Annotated in this window: 18 protein-coding genes; 7 read left to right on the forward strand and 11 right to left on the reverse strand. The window is 40.1% G+C overall.

Annotated features, from left to right (window positions below):
- Nucleotides 1–103: 103 nt before the first annotated feature.
- Entirely contained in the window at nt 104–1,000 is an 897-nt protein-coding gene (locus ACTCNA_RS10425; RefSeq protein WP_462947853.1) for a diacylglycerol/lipid kinase family protein, read from the reverse strand.
- A 106-nt stretch (nt 1,001–1,106) separates the two neighbouring features.
- Between ACTCNA_RS10425 and ACTCNA_RS10430 the strand changes: the two genes are divergently transcribed.
- Nucleotides 1,107–2,237 carry an App1 family protein gene (locus tag ACTCNA_RS10430; RefSeq protein WP_462947854.1) on the forward strand — a complete coding sequence of 377 codons (1,131 nt, stop codon included), beginning with the start codon at nt 1,107–1,109 and terminating at the stop codon, nt 2,235–2,237.
- Nucleotides 2,238–2,259: 22 nt separating this feature from the next.
- Here the strand turns inward: ACTCNA_RS10430 and ACTCNA_RS10435 are convergent, their stop codons facing one another.
- The 3 genes from ACTCNA_RS10435 to ACTCNA_RS10445 form a co-directional block, all read right to left on the reverse strand.
- Nucleotides 2,260–3,039: an alpha/beta fold hydrolase gene (locus ACTCNA_RS10435; RefSeq protein WP_462947855.1), complete on the reverse strand. Its 780-nt coding sequence runs from the start codon at nt 3,037–3,039 to the stop codon at nt 2,260–2,262.
- 229 nt (nt 3,040–3,268) lie between these two features.
- Nucleotides 3,269–4,087 (reverse strand): ThuA domain-containing protein, encoded by an 819-nt coding sequence (locus ACTCNA_RS10440; protein ID WP_462947856.1) that lies wholly within the window; start codon nt 4,085–4,087, stop codon nt 3,269–3,271.
- Between the two features lie 71 nt (nt 4,088–4,158).
- Nucleotides 4,159–4,305, reverse strand: coding sequence for a hypothetical protein (locus ACTCNA_RS10445; protein ID WP_462947857.1), 147 nt, complete (start codon nt 4,303–4,305; stop codon nt 4,159–4,161).
- A gap of 179 nt (nt 4,306–4,484) precedes the next feature.
- Here ACTCNA_RS10445 and ACTCNA_RS10450 point away from each other — a divergent pair, with 179 nt between their 5' ends.
- A complete protein-coding gene (locus tag ACTCNA_RS10450; protein ID WP_462947858.1) occupies nt 4,485–5,708 on the forward strand; it encodes a transaldolase family protein in 1,224 nt (407 codons plus the stop codon).
- A gap of 3 nt (nt 5,709–5,711) precedes the next feature.
- On the opposite strand, the gene ACTCNA_RS10455 is transcribed toward ACTCNA_RS10450, so the two are convergent.
- Nucleotides 5,712–5,870, reverse strand: coding sequence for a hypothetical protein (locus ACTCNA_RS10455; RefSeq protein WP_462947859.1), 159 nt, complete (start codon nt 5,868–5,870; stop codon nt 5,712–5,714).
- 46 nt (nt 5,871–5,916) lie between these two features.
- On the opposite strand from ACTCNA_RS10455, the gene kdsA reads away from it, so the two are divergent.
- Together kdsA and ACTCNA_RS10465 are read left to right on the forward strand one after the other, a co-directional pair.
- The gene (gene kdsA, locus ACTCNA_RS10460; RefSeq protein WP_462947860.1) at nt 5,917–6,744 is read left to right on the forward strand and encodes a 3-deoxy-8-phosphooctulonate synthase; all 828 of its coding nucleotides are present in this window, start codon (nt 5,917–5,919) and stop codon (nt 6,742–6,744) included.
- The gene (locus tag ACTCNA_RS10465; RefSeq protein WP_462947861.1) at nt 6,741–7,151 is read left to right on the forward strand and encodes a Dabb family protein; all 411 of its coding nucleotides are present in this window, start codon (nt 6,741–6,743) and stop codon (nt 7,149–7,151) included. The genes kdsA and ACTCNA_RS10465 overlap by 4 nt, the downstream gene beginning before the upstream one ends.
- Before the next feature lie 54 nt (nt 7,152–7,205).
- Here ACTCNA_RS10465 and ACTCNA_RS10470 read toward each other — a convergent pair whose 3' ends face one another.
- Nucleotides 7,206–8,438 carry a nucleoside recognition domain-containing protein gene (locus tag ACTCNA_RS10470; RefSeq protein ID WP_462947862.1) on the reverse strand — a complete coding sequence of 411 codons (1,233 nt, stop codon included), beginning with the start codon at nt 8,436–8,438 and terminating at the stop codon, nt 7,206–7,208.
- A gap of 253 nt (nt 8,439–8,691) precedes the next feature.
- Between ACTCNA_RS10470 and ACTCNA_RS10475 the strand changes: the two genes are divergently transcribed.
- Complete coding sequence (locus ACTCNA_RS10475; protein ID WP_462947863.1) at nt 8,692–10,260, forward strand: TolB family protein; 1,569 nt, start codon at nt 8,692–8,694, stop codon at nt 10,258–10,260.
- Nucleotides 10,253–12,016 carry a DUF6057 family protein gene (locus ACTCNA_RS10480; RefSeq protein ID WP_462947864.1) on the forward strand — a complete coding sequence of 588 codons (1,764 nt, stop codon included), beginning with the start codon at nt 10,253–10,255 and terminating at the stop codon, nt 12,014–12,016. The genes ACTCNA_RS10475 and ACTCNA_RS10480 overlap by 8 nt, the downstream gene beginning before the upstream one ends.
- Before the next feature lie 27 nt (nt 12,017–12,043).
- Here the strand turns inward: ACTCNA_RS10480 and ACTCNA_RS10485 are convergent, their stop codons facing one another.
- From ACTCNA_RS10485 to ACTCNA_RS10505, 5 genes are all read right to left on the reverse strand, one after another.
- Entirely contained in the window at nt 12,044–13,189 is a 1,146-nt protein-coding gene (locus ACTCNA_RS10485) for a glycoside hydrolase family 130 protein (protein ID WP_462947865.1), read from the reverse strand.
- A 67-nt stretch (nt 13,190–13,256) separates the two neighbouring features.
- The gene (locus ACTCNA_RS10490) at nt 13,257–14,198 is read right to left on the reverse strand and encodes a sugar phosphate isomerase/epimerase family protein (RefSeq protein ID WP_462947866.1); all 942 of its coding nucleotides are present in this window, start codon (nt 14,196–14,198) and stop codon (nt 13,257–13,259) included.
- Nucleotides 14,199–14,220: 22 nt separating this feature from the next.
- Nucleotides 14,221–15,642, reverse strand: coding sequence for a Gfo/Idh/MocA family protein (locus tag ACTCNA_RS10495; protein ID WP_462947867.1), 1,422 nt, complete (start codon nt 15,640–15,642; stop codon nt 14,221–14,223).
- Nucleotides 15,643–15,705: 63 nt separating this feature from the next.
- Nucleotides 15,706–17,469: a RagB/SusD family nutrient uptake outer membrane protein gene (locus ACTCNA_RS10500; protein WP_462947868.1), complete on the reverse strand. Its 1,764-nt coding sequence runs from the start codon at nt 17,467–17,469 to the stop codon at nt 15,706–15,708.
- Between the two features lie 27 nt (nt 17,470–17,496).
- Nucleotides 17,497–20,682: a SusC/RagA family TonB-linked outer membrane protein gene (locus ACTCNA_RS10505; protein ID WP_462947869.1), complete on the reverse strand. Its 3,186-nt coding sequence runs from the start codon at nt 20,680–20,682 to the stop codon at nt 17,497–17,499.
- A gap of 773 nt (nt 20,683–21,455) precedes the next feature.
- Between ACTCNA_RS10505 and ilvD the strand changes: the two genes are divergently transcribed.
- On the forward strand, nt 21,456–23,288 hold the full coding sequence (gene ilvD, locus ACTCNA_RS10510) for a dihydroxy-acid dehydratase (RefSeq protein WP_462947870.1): 1,833 nt from the start codon (nt 21,456–21,458) through the stop codon (nt 23,286–23,288).

Genomic DNA, 23,288 nt, shown 5'->3' on the forward strand with positions numbered 1-23,288 from the left:
GGTGTGTAATGAATTAAGTTACCTGATAAACATTTCTAAATGTCACATATTTAATTATTTATAAAATATTATTAGGCAGTTTATTCTATTACACACCCTAAACTTACACTCCGCAAACTTTTATTGCGTGGTGCATAATTTCAATTTTCAGGGAAGTGGTTTTAGGAATAACCTCCCCATCAACCTGGCACTCGTGGGGTTCTGGCAAACTAATAGTTGCTTTGTTGGTGGAATATACTTTAACATATTTCATGCGGTGTAAACTGCCTGTAAAAGCAGCAAAAATGAAGGTGAAAACAAACCACCACGGATAGGGCCTGATAATTACAATTTCAAATTTGCCGTCATCAATTATACCCGTGGGATTGATAATAGCGCCTGTTCCAAAACTTTTAGCATTGGCAATTACCAACATTTCAGTTTTCATCTTTCTGCGCCGTTGCCCGGGAATTTCAATATAAAACGGGAAATAAGTTTTCCCTTCCATTAATTCTTTAAACAGCTGCTTGCCATATCCAATAAGGCCTTTTGAACCTTCTTTTTCAAATCGCTTAACAATACGGGCATTAATCCCCACATCGCTCAGGTGCAGGCAATAAAAGCGGTCATTGATTTTAATTACATCCATTGGATTTGCCGGATTCTTCAGGTTGAACTTCAGAGCCCGCCGGAAATTTTCAGGAATCCCGAGGTTATATGCCAACCCGTTTGCCGAACCTGATGGAATTATCCCCAGCTCAATACCGGTTCCCAAAAGTTCAACAGCAACCATGTTAACAGTACCGTCGCCTCCTGCGGCAATCACTTTTTGAGGTTCAAAATCGTTAATTTGCGACCTGATTTTATTGGGATCGCCTTCACCCGATGTTTCAAAAACTTTCCACTGAAAATTAAACTTTTCAGCAGCTTCTGAAATAATTGACAGGTAATCGTCCGTCAGGGCGTTTCCTGACATTGGGTTTACAACAAACAGTATTTTTGAATTTGTCTGATTCTTCAATTTTACTAATTTAAACGTGTAAACAGCAGGGGCACCCAGGTTCTGATGTCTGCTGCTTTTAATTCATAAAGTTGTAATATTATAAAAAAAACAAATATAATTAAGGATGAAGTACCTTAGACCCATAATGAAAGGAGCCTACAAACCTGTAAAACGGCTCAAAGTTTTTTTTAAACAAAAAGCCGGGTGGTTAGACATTCCTAAAATAATGCCGTTCAAGGGTTACGGAAATGAAAAAGAAATTATCATCCAGGGAATGGTTATTGAAGACAAAGGCCTCACAAAACCCCATGACAAATTAAAATTCTGGCAAAATATGCTGGCCACCATTAAAAGGTTTTCGGGTGACGAAATTGCCGGAGTGAATGTAAAAGCCACCTTCCGGGGACAAAGCCAAATTGCCGAAACCGATGAACAGGGATTTTTTCTGTTCAAATTCAGGACAAATAATAACGAAGAGCGAACTGTTGGCGACTGGCTTCCTGTTCAATTTGAACTTGTAGATGCAATTGTTGAGAACCAGCCTGAAACCACTGCCACCGGTTATGTCCGATTTATTCCGCAGGGAAATGAACACATTATTGTATCCGATATTGATGATACGGTAATGGTTTCTCATTCAACCCAAATCCTAAAAAAGCTCCGGCTCATGCTGTTTAAAAATGCCCACACCCGCGCTCCTTTTCCAGGCATCTCGTTTTTTTACAAAACACTGGCCAAAGGGACAGACACTACTGTGTCCCATCCATTTTTCTATGTTTCAAGCAGTGAATGGAACCTTTATGATTTGCTCGATGACTTTTTCAGCTTCAATCAGTTGCCCCCTGGCGTTTTTTTATTGAAAAGACTGGAGCACAGTATTCTGAAATTTTGGAAATCGGGAGGAGGAACCCATCAGCACAAATTTGATAAAATCAGGCACCTGCTACAGTTTTACCCTAACCGGACATTTATTTTAATTGGCGACAGCGGGCAACGCGATCCGGAAATTTACTCGCAACTTGCCCTTGAATTTCCCGGACGAATTGAAACCATTTTCATACGAAAAATTCGTTCGCGGAGTTTTCTGAACAAAAACGAAGAACTTACAGCCCAACTGGCCGAAATACAAACCGGTTATTTCGAAGTAAAAAACAGTCACGAAGCTGCACTTATTGCATTGCGCCGCGGTTACATCAGTTCAAAATATTTTAGTGAGATTGAAGCAGGATTGTCAAAACAGAACTCATCAGATTGATTTGTAAGAAATTAAATAAATGTTAGCCCGATACTGTTTTAATAAATTGAATGGAGCGTTCGTTAAAAACATCGGGCTGATCGAGGTTACAAACATGCCCGCTGTTCCGGATGACCTCCAGCTTCGAGTTCAGGTGTTTTTTCACAAGGTTCGAAACCATGGGCAGAAACATGTGATCGCGCTCTCCCATTAAATATAAAACAGGGGCCGATGCTTCTTTAACCAGAAACTCTTTGAGATTATCCCTGATTTCGCCCGACATGCGCAGCCACTTTTTAAACTCCCTGTCTCCCAGCCTCACAGCTTCATTAATAAACAGGTTTCGCGACACAGTATGTTTGCGAGAAGGGATTAAAATCCAGGCATTCAGCTTGTATAGCCACATGTAAGGAAGAATGGAATTCAACAACTTGGCCACGCTAACCAAACCATTAATTTTTTTATTAAACTGAACAACTGCACCTCCCAGGATAATTGACTCCGCTCTTCCCGGTGCAAGTTTATCTATAGCACGAATTACAATGCAACCCAGTGATATTCCTACAAAATGAGCCCTTTCGATGTTCAGGTGATCCATGGTGTAGATTACATCCGCTGCAATTTCATCAAATTTGTAAATCTCTTCCTTAGAGTATTGTTTTTTCGATTTTCCGTGCCCCCGCAAATCGACCAGCAAAACATTAAAATGTTTTTTGAAGTCGCGCAATTGCCTGAACCAAACAACATTGCTCCCTCCTGCTCCGTGTACAAAAACCACCCAGGTTTTTGATGTTTTATGTCTGAATATTTTGTGATATAACATCGTGTCAAATATATACTTTTTTTAGCCTCGGTTAACAATACAAAATCTATTCCGAAAAATCATTAAGCCTGATCCATTCAAAATATTCAACTGTCGTGTCAACTATGAACTGTCATTTCGACCTTTGGGAGAAATCTGCTGTAATAATTAGATTTCTCACCTTCGTACCTCAGGTTTCGAAATGACAATTTCTACATTTTACATTTGACTGGACACTACTATAGAAAAATTATTTACCCGGATAAACCGGGCTCATCCACTCTTCCTTGGGCAAATATTTGCTGCCACTCGCCCATTTAATACCGCGTTTTAATATCTCCCATGATTGTGGAATATCGAAATCGGCCGGTGTGTGCCCTAATGAAATATAAAAAACACGGCCTTTGCCATACGTTTTTTTCCATACTACCGGAACCACAGCCCCGTCAATCCATTCTGCATGTTCGTCGTTAAAAGTAGTTGTAGCAAGCACTTTTACATTCGGATCTACATGCATGTAATATTGTTCTGAATTGATCTCAAAATTACTGACTCCTTTTGTAAGCGGGTCGTTTTTGTCGGTAATTTCCACGGTATAATCAATAACACCTCCCGGGTGGGCAACCCACTGGCCGCCAACCATAAACTGGTATTCGGTATTGTTCCTGAACGAATCGCCCAGCCCGCCATGTGTTCCTGCCAGGCCAACTCCGTTTTTCACAGCTTCAAGCAGTCCTTTCTCCTGCTCCTGCGAAATTTGGCCCATCGTCCACGACTGAAAAACCAGGTCGGTTTCTTCCATAACTTCTTTGTTGGTATATACGTCGAGCGATTCAGAAACGGTAACAATTGCCCCCTGTGTTTTCAGCCAGTTGTGTACTTTTTCAGTCAACTCTCTAGGGTAATGGCCATCCCATCCGCCCCAAACCATCAGTACTTTTTTGCCCTTTAGCGAAGGCAACTCATCGGGTGCAGCAGGCGGATTTTCAGCTGATGCAAGCGTATTTAAAATAAACAACAGTAAAAACGCAAATCCGGTAATACGAGCAGTTTTAATTTTTGAAATCATTTTATTTTGGTTTAATTGATTTTTCCGAGCAGTAAAAATAGCAATTGTTTCGGCTAAAAAACAAAATCCATTTAATTTTTCCAGGCACCCACCAGTGCTTTAAAACAGTCAGCCGAACTGTCGTGTCGTTCATCGCTCGCTGTTCCACGGTAACTTTCCATAAAAGTACCTGCTGGCCCCCAAACCGTTTGTAACATTCCCAGGTACCTGGGTTTCATTTTTTTATTGATTGTAGTTTACAGCGTGAATTTAATAAAAATTGACATCCTGCAGCAATTTCAATTGAATACAGATAACCAGACAGCCGGATTAATTTCCAAAATGTTGGAAAGTTTTTAAGCCGATTTTTTTATTGCACTCAAATTTTCCGTAATTTTTAGGATAAAATAAAACCATCATGGAAAAATCACTAAAAGAAAAAATCCGGAGTTTTATAACCGTAGGAGTTGATGAAAAACCGGCTGAGGCAAAGCCCGATGTGTTCTGGCAAAACCTCAGAAACACCGGCACCGAATTGTGGCTCGACACCGGCGATATGGAAGAAGCCGAAAAAAACTGGACAGCCGAGATGACTGCTCTCACCACCAACAACACGCTGGTTAACAAAGAAATTCAAAAAGGCATTTACGATGAATTTATTACCGACGCGAAAAAGATTGTAAGTTCGTTGCCGCTTCGGGAACAAATAATTGAAATTGCTTTTATTCTGAATGCCCGGCATGGATTGCGGCTGGCCAAAAAGTTCGGTGGTTTTGTGAGTGTTGAACTCCATACCGACACCGCCCACAACATGGAAGCAACCATTGAATACGGGAAAAGATATTTTGAGATTTGTCCCGAACAGTTCATCATAAAAGTACCTTACACTGCCGCAGGCTTGCTGGCTGCCCGCAAACTACGCGAGATGGGTGTTAAAATAAATTTCACACTCGAATTTTCGGCACGGCAAAATGTACTGGTAACTGCCCTTACAAAGCCCAATTATCAAAATGTATTTTTGGGAAGAATTGGCACCTATATAAAAGACAATAACCTGGGAGACGGGACCGGTGCCGGCGAACGCACCGTACTTGAGGCACAGAAATGGGTCACCAAACTTTCGGAAAACCAAAAAGAACCTTCAAAATTAATCGCAGCCAGTTTACGAAGTTATGAACAACTGGATGCTCTTGCCGGATGTGATGTTTTTACCATGCCAATAAAAGTGGCTGCCGACGGAAAAGAAAAGCTCACAGGAGATTTCAAACCGAAGTTACACGAAGTTTATCCGGTTAGTCTCGATAAAACCGCGGGAAAATATTTCCCCGGTAAACTCTGGGAAGTAACCGAACAGGAACATGAACTGGCAAAAAGCCTGGCTGATAACTGTCCGGTCAACGGGAATGAACTTATTGACCGTGTTCATGCAGCAGGATGCGGCGACATGTTTCCGTACCTGAGCGATAAAGATTTGAAGAACATTTCGGATGACGGGAAAATTCCAAACCATGAGCGCTGGGCAGCACGAATTGAAAGCGGCGAGCTGGCTATCGACACCCTACTGAATTTGGCTGGACTGGCCAGTTTTGCAAACGACCAGGCAGAACTCGACGCACGCATTGAGAGGTTAATCAGGGAGTAAAATTCAGTTATTTGCCGCAGGACGCATAAAAAAGAAAAGCGAACCCTGCCCGGGAGTTCCGTTACTTTGGTAATTCGTCCAAACTTCTTCAATCCACGGCGCATGCCCCATTGTCTGGTGCCATGTTTCGGGTTGTTTAATTTTTACAGTTATTATTGCCATTTGACCAACTACTTCCTACATTTGCTCAGAGATAAAAATAATTACAATGCTTCCCACGATAGAAAAATTAAAATACACTGATCAGAATAATTTTTTTCTGATGGCCGGCCCCTGTGCAATTGAAGGCGAAAAAATGGCCATGGAAATTGTTGAAAAAATTGTTGAAATTACCAACCGGCTTAAAATTCCTTTCATTTTTAAAGGTTCGTACCGGAAAGCTAACCGCTCAAGGCTCGATTCCTTTACCGGGATTGGCGACGAAAAAGCGTTGAAAATTCTTCGAAAGGTGAATGAAACGTTTGCTATTCCAACTGTTACTGATATTCACTCAGCCGCAGAGGCAGCAATGGCTGCTGAATATGTTGACGTGCTGCAAATTCCGGCCTTTCTTTGCCGCCAAACCGACATCCTGGTAGCAGCGGCCCAAACCGGGAAAGTGGTGAATATTAAAAAAGGCCAGTTCCTGTCTGCCGCGGCCATGCAGTTTGCAGTTACCAAAGTGCGGGAAAGTGGAAACGAAAATGTGGTGCTTACCGAACGCGGAACCACTTTTGGCTACCAGGATTTGGTGGTTGATTACCGCGGTATTCCCGAAATGCGAAAGATGAAAGTTCCGGTTGTGCTCGACATCACCCACTCGCTGCAGCAACCCAACCAGGCCAGCGGCGTAACCGGCGGCCAGCCGGAATTGATTGAAACCATAGCCCGCGCGGGAATTGCAGTTGGTGCCGACGGTATTTTTATTGAAACACATCCCAATCCGGCAGAAGCAAAGTCGGACGGGGCAAATATGCTGAGGCTGGAGTTGCTGGAGCCGCTGTTGGAAAACCTGTCAGAATTGTATAAATTTGTACAAAAGCTTAAAATAGTATGAAGAACAGACGAACATTTTTAAAGAAACTCACCGCGGGGACATTAGCTGCCGGGTTTTTGCCTTTTGCGAAAAAAGCTTCAGCCGGTGAAGTTAAACTTACCGGTGCCCTGATGCATCATGTATTTTTCTGGCTAAAAGAGCCGGATAATAAAGCGCACAGAAAACAGTTTGAAAAAGCGCTGGAAGATTTAATAAAAGTGAAAACCATAAAAGTAAGTCATATTGGAGTTCCGGCGGAAACTGAAGAGCGCGGAGTAGTTGAAAACTCCTTCACCTATTCCTACATGGTAATGTTCGACAGCCTGGAAGATCAAAACATTTATCAGAAACATCCGCTGCACCTCAAATTTATTGAAGAAAACGAACAGCTCTGGGAAAAAGTAGTGGTTTACGATTCGGTGGATTAACGGGATTCGGAGTTTTCAACTCCGATATTTGAGTTAGGAAACTCAAATTCCAGGTCAATGAAAAAACAGATAAGCCATTAAAATCGCGGCAATAATCCCGGTAAAATCGGCAATTAATCCACAAACCACTGCATAGCGGGTATTTTTTATTCCTACCGACCCAAAATACACGGCCAAAATGTAAAAAGTGGTATCGGTAGCTCCCTGCACCGTACTTGCCACACGGCCGATAAACGAGTCGGCTCCATGCGTGTTCATGGCATCCACCATCATTCCTCGGGCACCGCTCCCGCTGAGCGGTTTCATCAGTGCTGTTGGCAACGCCGGCGTGAAATCAGTATTGATGCCCACCAGCTCAAAAACCCAGGTAAAACCGGAAATGAGCCATTCCATGGCACCCGATGCCCGGAAAACTCCAATGGCAACCAGAATGGCCACGAGGTAGGGAATAATTTTAACTGCCGTTTTAAAGCCATCTTTGGCTCCATCGATAAAAGCCTCATATACATTCACTTTTCGGATTACCGCCATCAGTATAAAGGCAATAATCACCGAAAACAAAATAAAATTACTCGCCTGTCTTGAAACCTGGGTAACTGCTTCCTGATCCAACGTGGAAAAGTACCAGATTATACCAAGGATAACTGCTGTTAATCCGCCTAAATAGGAAAGCACCACTTTGTCGAGCAAATTAATTTTCTGATAGAATGAAACGGCTATTAAACCGGCCAGGGTTGAAAAATAGGTAGCCAGCAAAATGGGTATAAATATATCGGATGGATTTACAGCCCCCATCTGGGCCCGGTAAACCATAATGCTGATGGGCAACAAAGTTAATCCTGAAGTATTCAGCACGAGGAACATGATTTGCGCGTTGGAGGCTGTTTTTTTATCGGGGTTGGTTTGCTGCATCTCTTTCATGGCTTGCAAACCTGTTGGCGTGGCGGCATTGTCGAGGTTGAGCATGTTGGCGGCAATATTCATCATAATGGAACCGTACGCCGGATGAGATTTTCCGAGCCCTGGGAAAAGCTTGTTGAAAAACGGCCCGATTAACCTTGAAAAAACATTTACAATCCCTCCCTTTTCGCCAATCCGCATAATCCCCATCCAGAGGGTGAGCACACCGGTGAGACCAAGCGAAATTTCAAAACCGGTTTTGGCCATGTCAAAAGTGGAATTCACCATATTGGGGAACACTTCCAAATCGCCAAAAAACAGGAAGCGGATGAGCCCGATTACAAACGCAGCCAAAAAGAAAAATATCCAAATGTAGTTTAAAGCCATGATTCAAGGTAAAATTCCAGACAAATGTAAAAAGTTGAATGCTTAAAACAGCAGCAAACTACCACAATTTAATTTTGAATTCTTTTACCATCCCATAAATTATTTCAACACAAAAAGCCACCAATATACCAAAAAAAGAGGGACAATGGGAATTAAATAACCAAAGTTTAGCATTTCAAATGCAATAAGTTTTCTGCTATTTTTTGTATTTTTACATTTTATTGAAATCAATCATTTATGTAAAATTTTAAACATGCCAACTCCAAAAAGATTTCTGTTTTTTTTTAATATCTTATTGATTACATTTATCACTGGATGTAAATCTCCCCAAATAGGTGAAGTCCAAAAAACTAACCAATTACCCCATATTTTTCCCGATTATACAGATGTAACTGTCCCTATAAATATTGCACCAATGAATTTTTCAATCAAAGAAGATGGCGATTTTTTCTGGGCACAAATTACAGCAGGAAAAAATGAGCTCATAATCAAATCTAAAAACGGAATTATTGAATTTCAGGAAAAACGATGGAAAAAACTATTAAAAAACAATCAGGAGGGGCAATTAAAAATCAAGATATTTGTTAAAAAGGATGAAGAGGAATCCACACTCGAATTCGAACCATTTTCCATGTACATTGCCAAAGAAAAAATTGATCCTTTCTTAGTTTACAGGTTAATTCATCCGGGATATTACAATTGGTCGACAATGAAAATTGAACAACGTTCACTTGAAAGTTTCAAGCAAGCATCAATAGTTGAAAATCATTTGCTTGAAAAAAACTGTGTGAATTGTCATGCTTTTAACCAAAACGATCCTGAAAAATTCTTAATTCATATTCGGGGCTCAAAAGGTGGAACTTACTTTGCTGATGGCCAACAAATTTTGAAAACAGATTTAAAAATTAAAAGTATGCCAGGAGGAGCTACGTACCCTTCGTGGCATCCTGGGGGTAGATTTGTTGCCTTTTCATCAAATCAGGTTAGGCAAAATTTTTATGCACATAAGAAAAAAAGCATCGAAGTTTTCGATTTAGTTTCGTCTCTTATACTCTATGACATTCAAACAAATGAAATATTAAACATAACAGAAAAAGATTCAATTAACCCGCTGCAAACTTTTCCTTCATGGTCACCCGATGGAAAATATTTATATTTCTGTAGTGCCGGTCGTAGAAAAACCGGTTCAACTTTAGCACTGAACGATATTAAAAATATACATTACAATTTGGTCCGTAAATCATTCGATTCGGCTTCCCGAACATTTGGGAAAGATGAACTTGTTTTTGATGCTTCGGAAATGAAAAAAAGTGTTTCATTTCCCAGAATATCGCCTGATGGAAAATTCATCGTATTTACCATGACCGATTATGGAACTTTTCCAATTTGGCACGAAGAAGCTGACTTGTATTTGCTAAATCTACAGAATGACAAGTTTAAAAAAATGGAACTAAACAGCGACAAAACAGAGAGTTACCACACTTGGTCATCGAATGGTAAATGGCTTGTTTTTAGCAGCAAACGAATAGATGGAAGAAGTGCAAGACCCCATTTTGCCTATATTAATTCCTGGGATAGTATCGGAAAACCTTTTGTGCTTCCACAACAAAATCCGAACTTATACAATAAAATGCTGGAATCGTATAATATCCCAGAATTTGTAACAGGTAAGGTGAAAGTTAATCCAACTGATTTTGAATCAGCTGCAAATAAAAAACCATTAATATCCAGTCCCGGGAATCCGAATGATACTACACCCCGATGGATTAAGTTAAAAAATGAGAAAGAACGTGCTGAGATTGAAAAGGGAATACATGAATAGAAAATTAAAAAATCCAGGTTTTTATATTATTAATTTGCTGTTTTTTATAACTGCTTTTATTTATTTTTTTTGGTTTGCCAACCACATTTTTTTCTTTCAGGAAAACAATCAACTTTTTGTTTTTTCAAAATTATACTTAGATGATTATTTTACACAACCTGGGGGTCTTCTCGTGCTTACAGGTAAATTCTTTACTCAGTTTTATTTCCATGCAATAATTGGGGTTATAATTCTTGCAACTACCCTAACCTTACCTGCAATTCTGATTTTTCACATCAACAAGCACCTTCTTCCTCATTCTCAATTATCATTACCCTTGATGATAATTCCTCCCTTTTTGTTACTGCTGATGCAGACTCATTATTACCACATGCTTGAATTCAACTTTGGATTTCTTTTGGTCCTGTTTTTTTTCTACATTTATTTGACATTTTTCAAAAAAAAATCCTCTTATGTTCCACTAATTCTATTTCCTGCAATTTACTACTTCATAGGTGTTTACGTCTGGATTTTGGCTGTGATGTATATTCTGTTTAATCTTGTTTATAAAAAGGGCAATGAACGATTCATCAATTCTGCTATATTATTGGGGATTGCTTGCATTACGGTAATTTTCAGTAAAAAAGTTCTTTTCTTTCAGCCTTTTGAACAATTAATTACCTATCCTTTTCCCTCGGTAGAAAATAAGAACCATCACCTTTTTCTTTATATAACCACTGCCTTTATTGCTTTTTACCCATTAATTACCAAAGTGTTAACTACCATAAAAGCAAAACTCCATCAATCAAAACTTATTGGTACAGCAGCCGTGGTTTTTATTTTCGGTTTTTCAATTTTTTCGCTGTTTAATTCTTATAATAATCAAACTTCAAGAGTGATTCAATTAGAAAAGATGGTGCTTGATGAGGAATACAACCAGGCAATTGATTTTCACGAAAAATATCCTTCTCAAAATTTGATAGCACAATATTTTTATAACATTGCACTTTCGGAAACAGACCAGTTGGCAAGCAGGTTATTTTACGGGCGGCAGGATTTTAATGTAAATGCACTAATCCTCCCCTGGAACGAAGAGCATTTAAACTGGGGATCGCATTTTTTTTACACAGTAGGTTTAATCAACGAAGCACACCGTTGGGCCTACGAAGAAATGATTGTTTACGGTTATCGTCCACAAAATATTTCATTATTGGCAAAAACCAATATTATTAACGGAAACTATAAGCGTGCTCACAAATATGTCGATATTTTAAAAAATACAGCTTTTTACCGCGACCGGGGAAATGAATATGAAGAATTACTTGCAGACACTACATTAATTGCTGCACATCCGGAATTTGGCTTAAAACGAAATATTATGCCCAAGGATGAATTTTTCATTGACATAATTTCACCACAGAACAACATTCCAAAACTACTTCAATCAAATCCTGAGAATAAAAAAGCCTTCGAATACATGATGGCCTGGTTTCTTTTATCTAAAAATGTAGAAGGTATTATAAATAATTTACCAATGCTCAATAAGCTGAATTACAACAAAATTCCCCGCCATATTGAAGAAGCAATCCTGGCTTACACCAACAGCACGGGCGAAAATCCTGATTTAGGCTACCTTACAATCTCAAACGAAACAATTTCTCGTTTTAACCAGTATATTTCTGATTTTAAAAGAACTCGTCAAAACCCTTCCACCCAAAAAAATATTATGCAAAATAAGTATCATAATACTTTCTGGTTTTATTTTCATTTTAAATAATAATCCTAACTCACGATAAGTGACTTGTTATAATTCTGCATTTGACTCAGCTACAGCTATTTTCGAATCAGCTGTTCCATAATACAAAAACCATTTCCCTTTATAATGCGATAATCCCTCAACGAAACAAACATTATTTACTTGTCCCGTTATCTCATAATCCAAATCTGGTGCTAAAAAATAATTGTCCATGCGATGAATAACTTTCATTGGGTTGCTTGCATCTATCAGAACTTGTCCTGCAGCATATGTTCCCGGTGCCAGGTTTTTATCGCCAAATTCAGGACTGTTTTTACTGTTGTATATAAATTGGATTCCCTTTTTAGAAAGAATAGCAGGAGGACCAGGCTCAACAAGTTCACTATCGAATTTCTCCCGACGGGGTGAGAACAAAATCTTGAAGGCTTTGGTATAATTGCGCATTGTATCTATGTACATTTCATTGGGGTCCTCTTCTAAAACAGGGGTCCAGTTTATTAAATCATCTGAAGTAGCCATATAAATATTCGACTCCCCCCAATACATCCAGTATTTCCCATTTATTTTTGTGGCAATTAGTTTCCCTTTTCCCTTCCTGCAAACAATTGAGCCGGCTTTACACCACATATCAAGATATTCGTTTCCTGCATTTTGAAAAACGGAGCCATGTTTTTTCCATTTTCTCAAGTCATTTGAAGTAGCAATAAATAATCTTGCTTTATCACCATCATAAGCAGTATAAGTGAGGTAGAAGATACCATTTCCATCTTGTACAATGCGCGGATCCTCACAGCCTCCTTCCCATTCATATTCTTTGAATTCATCAAGTTGTGGAAATAGAATCGGTTCGGTTTCCCGAACGAAGTGATAGCCATCCAGGCTGTATGCCAAGCCAAGTCTTGAAGTTCCGTTGTATTTTCCTACAAAATCCTCTGCACGATAAATTAAAAAAAGAGTGTCGTCTTTTATAACCGAAGCAGGATTAAAAACATCTTTCGCTTCCCAATTTACTATGAAATCTCTTACCGGGCAAATAAATTCAGATTTTGGTTGAGGAGTCAAAACCGGGTTAAATTCAGATTTTTTCTCAAAAGGTAATAAAAAAGTATCATTATCTATATTTGAATCAACTCTCCCACATCCTTGAAGAAAAAAAACAACACTTAACAAAAAAACACGTAAATCAATATTCATATTCAAGAAACAAACAGGGGTGAAAGGGAAAAAATTCCCTTTTACCCCTGTAGATTTAATAAAATTATTAACGAACAAACGGTGCGTTGTTCAAATAATTGAAACAACGTTTCACGCCCTCAAACTGGGTGATATTTTCCCTGATATTTTCCAACTCAACGTAGAATTCATCCAAACCATTTTCATAAGCTTCATTAAAAATGTTCTTAAAATTCATCATTCCTGATTCACCTAAAACTGAACGGTCTTTAATGTGCAAAATCGGAAAACGACCGGCATATTTCTCAAAATATTCCAATGGATCGTTCTGTCCCATTACGGTCCAGTACACATCCATTTCGAAAAATACCAGCTTTGGGTCAGTTCCTTCAAGCATTAAATCGTAAATAACATCGCCCACAGGATTTCTTCGGTTGGTTTCTTTCCCTTTATCTTCCTCTTTTACCACACGCCTGAATTCTCCGCTGTGGTTGTGGTAGCCCCACAGTATCCCGGCATCTTTAGCAATTTCGCCTGCTTTGTTAAAAACCTCACAAACTAAGGCCGCATCATCATGATTCTCAATGGTCGGCATTCCAGGCTGCACCAACGAAGTAACGCCCAATTTTGCATGATCTTCAACAGTTGCTTTCCAGAAATCAGCAATTTCGCCGACATTGCTTTTTAAATATTTACGAACAGGAGGGTTCACGTGTGAACCGGTTACCTTCAGGCCTGCATCATCAGATAGTTTCCGGAATTCAGCCATATCATAACCGTATATTTTCCGTTCTCTGTACCCGGCTGCCTCGGCTGATGCATAACCAATTTCAGCTACTCTCTTCAATCCATTTGGCACATCTTCAGAAAATTCTCTTCCCAAAGAATAAAGCTGTAAACCTATACTTTTTTGTGATGGGAAAAGGGTACTCTGTGATGATGAAGCCTGGGCTGTTTTTAATGATCCTCCAACCAAACCACCTACAGTAAGCAGCCCCAGTTTTTTCAAAAATTCTCTTTTGGTTTCCATTTCAGTATCTTATTATTTCGATTTAAACTAATGAATAAGGTCTCCTGTATTTGTATTGGTAGAGGCGATGGCCTGCTGCTTCTTTATCATCACCAAAGCTCAGTGTGGCCGGATTCCATTTTACCGGGCGCTCCAACTCTGTGGCCATATTACCAAGGCAGCACAAAGTATTGGTACTGCATCCAACTTCAATGGTCGCAATTGGTTTCTTGCGCGAACGCACAGCATCAATAAAATTCTGCATATGCGGTGCACTAATTTCAAATTTCAGGCCTTCACGTTGTTGTTCCCGCTCTTCTCTCCTTTTTGCCCATTCCTTTCGCATTGCTTCGCGTTCTTCATCAGTTAAAATGCGTGGTCTTCTTCCTGCAAGATCTTCTGGAACCAATGAAGGGTCTGAACACCCGAGATATCCACGGGCCACTTCAACCCAACCGTCAGTGCCAATGAATTTAATTCCCTGCGCACCCGGCATATCTTCAAGGTAAGGTTGTTCAGTCATTACAATACCATTCAGGTATTTAAAGGTAAGGTATTCTGTTCCGTTATAACCTTTAGGAATAATCTCTGCAGGGCCTGAGCCATCCATTCCAATTGCAGCCTGTGCAATATCAAACATGTGAGCCCCCCAGTCAGCAGTAAAGCCATTGCCGGTTTCACGATACCATCGCCAGGCTCCCCAAAGCTTTTCATTTTCTGGAGGATCGAGCGAAATGGGCGGACACAAATCGGGATGATAATGAATATTAGGATCATCTAATGGCCCCATCCACAGATTGAAGTTCAGATTACTAGGAACAGGCTCCTTAGGCAAATCCAATTTCTTTGGTGGATCTCCAACCCTGGAGTAAATTTTTTCGATGTGCCCGATTTTTCCTTGGCGAACCAATTCAATGGCTTTTTGAAATTCGCCGCTGGAACGTTGCTGACTGCCAACCTGCACAACTTTTTTATTTTTGCGGGCCACATCAACCATCACCAACCCCTCTTTAATGGTAAAAGCAAGTGGTTTTTGCACATATACGTCTTTTCCGGCCTGCATTGCGTGGATAGTTTGCAGTGCATGCCAGTGGTCGGGTGTAACCACCTCAACGGCATCTATATCTTTCCGTTCAAGCAGTTCTTCATAGAGTTCATACATATCACAGCGCGGGGCAACTCCTTGTTTCTCCTGCCAATCTTCCACTCGCTTTTTAAAACGCAGTTGCTTCATCGAATCCACATCGCATACGGCTGCAACCTGCACTCCTGGCACGCTGCTAAAACTCGTAAAGTCAGACAAAGCCTGGCGGCCTGCCCCGATAAAGCCAAGCACTACGCGATCGCTTGGCGCAATTTTAATTCCGTTAATTGTCCAGCTAGGTAAAACAGTTAGGCCTGTTAAACCAAGAGCTGACAATCCCAGAAACTTTCTACGGTTTAATTGATTCTTTGTTTTTTCCATCTGATGTTAGTATAAAAAAAGGAAGAAGCATTTAAAATAAAATGCTTCTTCCTTTTAATTTTATTATTCGTAATTAGGATCCTGACTTAGAATACCTCTTTGAATGTCAAGTTGTGACTGTGGTAATGGCCAATAGGAGTCTTTGTTGGGCTCATAAACAATTCCCTCGGATAGGAATGTTCTGAATTTGGAATCCTGTTCAATGTAATTATTCAAAACTTCTCCATCTATTCCCCATCTGCGTAAATCAAAGAAACGCATACCTTCGGTTGCAAATTCAAGTCGTTGTTCCAAACGAACAGCTTTCCACGCCTTCTCTTTGGTAGAAAATGCATCGGCACCTGCAGGGTATGGTTCAACTTTATAGTTAGCAGCTGGCTGTTCCCAATCCACTTCAATTGTACTTCCATCAAAAACATAGGTTGAGACACGCCCTTTCACGACTTCACTTTTTTGTGCACGTTCTCTAACCTGATTGACTAATTGTCTTGCCAAATCCAGCTCACCATCCTCTACTGCAACTTCTGCTCTCCAAAGTAAAACATGAGAATAACGTATGGCACGGAAATTTTTACCATTATCGAATCCACTGCCGTAATTATTTAAACTTTGGTTATCAAATGAGTGCATGAACTTCTTACTCATATAAGGGCCTCCGTTGGGTTGTTCCCTAATCCAGGATCTTCCTTCGCAAATTCCCCATCCCAGGTAATCTATTCCTCGTCTGGAAATAGTCCAGTCAACCCTTGGGTCAAGATATTCTTCAGTTGGATGAAACTCTTCAGTACTTGAAATACCCATATCGTGTACTAAAGGTTTCCTATCCTTCACTTCAAGAACTGGTAATCCATCTTCAGTAACCTGAAAGGCTTCAAAAAGGTTTTGTGAAGGTTGATAAAAACCCCAACCAATTCCTGCAGGGCCGGCCTGATGCATTACAGGACCAGCTAAAAGCATTGCCGAATGATTAGAACCACTTGTTGCAGCCTGAATCTCAAAGATTGACTCCTCATTATTTTCAGTAGCCATGTCAAAATTATCATTATAATTATCGACTAGCCTATACTTACCTGCCTCAATAATATTATCAAGTAGTGTTTTTGCCTGACCATATTCATTTTGATAAAGATGTACCTTTGCTTTCATAGCCATTGCAGAATATTTATTGGCCCTTCCCGGTTCTCCTAATGGACTTTCTTCGGGGAGATTATCAATGGCAAACTGCAAATCAGCTTCAATTTCATCCCATCCCTCTGAATCGTTCGGAATTTCTTCAGGAAGTAAACCTTCTCCAAGTTCTTCCTGTGTTTTTATATAGGAAATATTCCGGAAAACTATTGTAGCTTTAAAATGATACCAGGCTCTCAGAAATTTAGCTTCCCCCTCAATTTCCTTAGCTCTGGACTCCTCAATAGGATTACTTCCTTCCTGGGTGGCCCACAAAAAACTTAAGGTCTGATTGGTTCTCGCAACTCCGTTGTAAGCATCACGCCACCTTTCACCCATATAGGCATTTGTGGGCAACACAACATATTGTTCAACCTCATTAAAGTTATTCTGGTCACCCGATGATGTACCTTTATAACAATCATCAGATGCACCTCCTCCATAGGTCCAATCAGTAGCCAAGGCACCGCCGAATCTTCCGGCTCCTTGTAATGTACTGTATGATCCTATTAAAAGTGCTTCAACTCCTTCCGGTGATTCCATTACTGTACCAGCTGCTGATCCAGGGGGTTCCTTTTCGAGAAAATCTTCACATGAATAGAAAAGACTTATACTCAAAAGAAGTGTACAAATCAATGAATATTTTAATATATTTTTCATTTTAATCCTTTTTTAGTTTATCATTAATTATAAGCCTAAATTCAAACCAAACATTATACGCCTCGGAGTTGGCCATGCCCCGGAATCAATCCCCATGTTACTACCAGTTCTGCTAATTTCAGGATCCAGCCCGGAATAGCCAGAAATAGTAAATACATTGGTTACCTGTCCATATATTTGAATTGAGCTGAAGTTAGTATTTAACAACTGGTTTAAGTCATAACCTAACCGCAAGTTCTCCATTCTCAAATAAGAAGCGTCTTCTACGAATGCTGTGGATGGCTGTTGGCTACCATTATCTTCGGTTTCAGCCAGGGGTAATTTAGCTTTTGAATTATCACTCAGATATGGGCTTCCCCATGAATTATAAAGGCGGTCGTGGCTTTTCCCTCCCTGAAACTGGGCAAAATCAATAAACCGACGTACATAGTTCATCATTTCGTTACCATAACTTGCATACAGGTATGTTACCAGACTGAATCCTTTGTACTCCAAATGGATATTCAATCCTGATGTAAAATCAGGATGTGGAGAACCAATATATGTACGATCATCCGAATTAATTACACCATCTCCACTTACATCTTTATATTTATAGTGTCCTGGCTTGTTATAAACGCCATCTTCTCCAAACGCAGGAGGATGAGCATTAGCTTCTTCTTCAGTTTGAAAAATTCCTTCTACTACATATCCGTAAAACTCGGGGAAAGCGGTCCCTTTTTCGGCGCGGGTATATGTCATTTCACGGTGTGCATCACCGGTTAAAAATTCCCCATCAACATCCGAAAGTTTGACTATCTCGTTTTTATAATGAGAAATATCAAAATCAAGACTATATTGCAATTCTCCGTTTAATGCAGAATTGTAATAACCTAATTCAAAATCGATTCCTTTGTTTACCATTTCTCCAACATTAACCGAGGGCGCAGAAGCCTGGCCCAATACCATAGGAATTTGTTTCGGATAAAGCATGTCTGTAGTCCTTCTGTGCCAAACATCTAATGAAAAATCAATGTTTTTAAATAAGGTTCCATCTAACCCTATATTGGTAGTACTTGTTGACTCCCATCTTACATCCGGGTTGCCAAAAGTTGTTTGATAGAACCCAGTAGTTCCAGTAGTTGCATTGGCACCATCAATTGGATAAAAAGAATCACCATAACTAATTCCAAAATTGGTATAGCTATTATAATTTCCAAGCCGGTCGTTTCCTGTAAATCCAAAACCTGCCCTAAGTTTTAACTCATCGAGCCAGTCTGATGTAGAAGACATGAAGCTCTCTTCATTCATTCTCCATCCTAATGAAAAAGCAGGAAATATACCATATGGGTTTTCAGATCCAAAACGAGAGGATCCATCCCTGCGAACTACTCCTTCTAGCAAATACTTATTTGCATACGAATAATTCAAACGTGCAAATGTGGAAAACAAGGCCCAGGATGATTGATTACCGTCATTATTTATACTTTGCAACCCTGTTGCAATTTGCATGTAATTAATATCCTTTGAAAAAAATTCAGATCTGGAAGCATTCAAGAAATTATAATTATTGTCAATTGCCTCAGAACCAATGATAGCAGAAATGTTGTGAACATCAGCTATAACAGTTGAATATTCGAGCGTATTAGTCCAGTTCCATTGCATATAGTATCTTCCTGTCTCCGAAAGTGAATTATACTTACCTCTTTCAGCATGTGCCTTCTCAACAAAACCTGGGTTTCTCTCATGAAATGATGTATGCGTAACCCCAAATAATGTACGAAAAGTTAAATCATCGGTGAAATTAATGTCCAAAAATACATTCCCATTAATATTCATGCGTCTTCTCAAATCATCTTTGTTAGAGTTAAGGATAAAAAGTGGGTTTTGAGCATTTCCTGTTCCCTGGGCCCGGGTGCCTGCAAAATTACCAGCAACATCATAAACAGGTATAATTGGTTGATTTCGGTATGCCCAGGAAACAGGTGAATCTTCACCATGATTGGTATGGTTTCCTTGACTTTCACTGTAAGTTATACCAATTTTCTCACCAATTTGCAACCAGTCAGTTAAATCAGATGTAACATTGGACCGAAGGTTATATCTCTCGAACCCTGTCCATTTTAGAATACCTTCTTCTTTCAAATAGCCGAGTTGAAATGCATACGAAGTGTTCTCACTTCCGCCACTTACATCAACAGTCGATTCAAGAAACTGTGCATTTTGTGAAGCTTCTTTCAACCATTCTGTTCCCTCTTTGTTGGCTTTTGTTATTAAATAAGTGTCATCTCCATCTTCATGAATCATTTTATTATCATACAAGCTATGATCAACGTTTGTACCACGAGCTGGAAGAATGTATTCAGGAATATCGGGTTCTGTGCCATCTCCATAGAGTGGGTGACTATAGTTTGTAATGCCGTCATTTTTTGCCTGCAACCACAACATTTCACCATACTCCTGGGTGTTTAACATGTCATAATAGTTCGTAAACTTTGAAACTCCACTTTTAACATTTACTCTAACCTGAGCTTTTTGATTTCTACGACCACTTTTAGTAGTAACAAGTATTACCCCACCTGCAGCACGTGCACCATAAATTGCCTGTGCAGCAGCATCCTTTAAGATTGTAATAGACTCAATATTATTAGGGCTTACTTCTCCTCCGGGAATTCCATCAACCACCCACAAAGGGTCATTATCGTTAATAGTTCCCAAGCCACGAATACGTACTGATGCTCCGCCTCCGGGAGTGTTTGAACTCCTTACCGACACCCCAGATGCTGTCCTGAGCGCTTCAGAAGCCTCAACAACAGCCATTTCTTCAATATCTTCTACTTTAACTGAAGAAACTGAACCTGTTACTTCGCCGGCTTTTCGGGTAGCATACCCAATAGCAACCACTTCCTCTAAGCCAACAACATCCTCCTCAAGGGTGATATTGATTACCGTTTGGTTTCCAACTTCAATTTCCTGGGTTGACATACCAATGTAAGAAAAAGAAAGAATTTCAGCATCTGAAGGAACCTCGAGGGTATAATTACCATCTACATCAGTAATTGTTCCCTGAGTGGTACCTTTAACTACCACGGTTACACCAGGCAACGGAGCACCGGTTTCATCGGTAACGTTTCCCTGGATTGTTTTTTGCTGTGCATTTACCCCCATTGTAAAGGCCATAAATACAGCAAGTAAAAGATAGGGCATAAACCCCCTTACATGTCTTTTTTCCATAGATTTTAAATTTTAACTTAAATTTTAATTATTAAAATACAGAGATTCTGTAATGTGAATGTGAAGTTTTTTAAGAATGGTTCATTTCATAGGCAAGATTTAGTTTTAGTTAATTAATGCAAATGCATAAAATTAGTTTATTAACTTTTATTCACAACAAATTTATAAAAAATTTCCTGATCAAAAAAATATTAGAGAATAAAAAATGACAGTAAAAATTACTCGTTTTCTTTTTAAACAATAAAAATATGTACAATCACTTATATTCCAACCGTGTGCGCACATAAGTTAACTATTTTCTTTTTTTTTGTAATAATTACATTAAGCTACCAAACACATTCCGAAATTAGTTTAGGGTGTGTAATAGAATAAGCTGCCTAATAATATTTTATAAATATTTAAATATGAGACATTTAGTAATGTTTATCAGATAACTTCATTCATTACACACCCTTAATATTTGGCAAAAAGCACTTATAATTGTATATTGAATTAAAAACGAGAAATAAAATTTAATTTTCGTATAAAAAAAGCACAAATACTTTCAAATCGTTTTTCATTTTCGATATAATTTTTACATTTGCTTCATCGAAATTACAGAAAAGTAAACTAATGAAATTATTTGCTGCATATATTCTAGTCATTCTCGTGGTCATTCCAGGCATCACCGGGGAGGGTTAGTATTATATGCAATTGAAAAATATGGCAAGCCTTTCCTGAAAACGGGGAAGGCTTTTTTTAGTTGAAAAAATTAAAATAAAATACAAATAAGTATGCAAATTCCATTACGCAGCAACACAACAACCCAGGGCCGGAGAATGGCCGGAGCACGCAGCCTTTGGCGCGCCAACGGCATGAAGGAAGAACATTTTGGCAAACCGGTTATTGCCATTGTGAATTCTTTTACCCAGTTTGTACCGGGCCATGCTCACCTGCACGACATTGGACAGTACCTAAAGGGACTGGTTGAAAAACACGGATTTTTTGCAGCAGAATTCAACACCATTGCCATCGACGACGGAATTGCCATGGGCCACGACGGAATGCTTTACTCCCTTCCCTCGCGCGATGTAATTGCCGACAGTGTGGAGTACATGTGCAACGGCCACAAAGTGGATGCAATGATTTGCATTTCCAACTGCGACAAAATTACACCGGGAATGCTCATGGGAGCCATGCGCCTGAATATTCCGGCAGTGTTTGTATCGGGAGGCCCGATGGAAGCCGGTGAAATCGGCGGTAAGCATTTCGACCTGATTGATGCCATGGTAATGGCTGCCGACCAGTCGGTTTCCGAGCAGGAACTTTCTGTTATAGAGCAGAATGCATGCCCCACATGTGGGTCTTGCTCAGGCATGTTTACAGCCAATTCGATGAACTGCCTGGCCGAGGCAATCGGGCTGGCACTGCCCGGCAACGGGACGATTGTAGCGACCCACGCCAACCGGAAAAAGCTGTTTGAAGAAGCGGTGGAAAAAATTGTGGCGGCCACAAAAAAATACTATTTCGAAGGCGATGATTCAGTATTGCCACGTAATATAGCTAACCGCGATGCTTTCCTGAATGCCATGAAATTAGATATTGCCATGGGTGGTTCAACCAACACTGTTTTGCACCTGCTGGCCATAGCCCACGAAGCCGGTGTTGATTTTACCATGGAAGACATCGACAAACTTTCGCGTCAAACGCCCAACCTCTGCAAAGTGGCACCCAGCTCACATTACCATGTTCAGGATGTAAACCGAGCGGGTGGTATTCTTTCTATCATGGGAGAACTCGACCGGGCAGGACTGATAGACACTTCCGTGAGCCGGATTGACGGGAGAAGCCTGAAACAAGCCATTTCAGAGTACGACATCACACTCGACTCGGCAACCAGCGATGCAAAAACAAGGTTCCTCTCCTCGCCGGGCGATGGAACCCGCAACCTGAAACTTGGCTCGCAGGAAAATTATTACACCGAACTGGATACCGACCGCCAAAACGGTTGCATCCGGAATTTGGAAAATGCTTATAACAAAGACGGCGGACTGGCCGTGCTTTACGGAAATATTGCAGAAGCCGGATGCATTGTAAAAACAGCGGGAGTGGATCCTTCCATTTTTAAATTTACCGGAACGGCAAAAGTATTTAACTCGCAGGATGAAGCCGTAAACGGCATCCTGGGCGACACCGTTCAAAAAGGCGATGTGGTGGTTATTCGTTACGAAGGCCCCAAAGGAGGACCGGGAATGCAGGAGATGCTCTACCCTACTTCGTACCTGAAATCGATGCAGCTCGATAAAGAGTGTGCATTAATTACTGATGGACGATTTTCAGGCGGCACTTCAGGGCTTTCAATCGGTCACGTTTCGCCCGAAGCAGCTGCCGGAGGCGCCATTGGACTGATTGAAAACAACGATAAAATTGAAATCGATATTATTAACCGCTCCATCAATCTGCTAATTTCAAATGAAGAACTTCAATCCCGCCGGAAAAAAGAAGAAGCCAAAGACAAAAAAGCGTTCACCCCTGAAGAACGCGAAAGAAATGTGTCGAAAGCACTGAAAGCCTACGCCAGCATAGTTTCTTCTGCCGACCGCGGAGCCGTGAGATTGATAGATTAA

Source organism: Tangfeifania sp. (genome assembly GCF_055108615.1).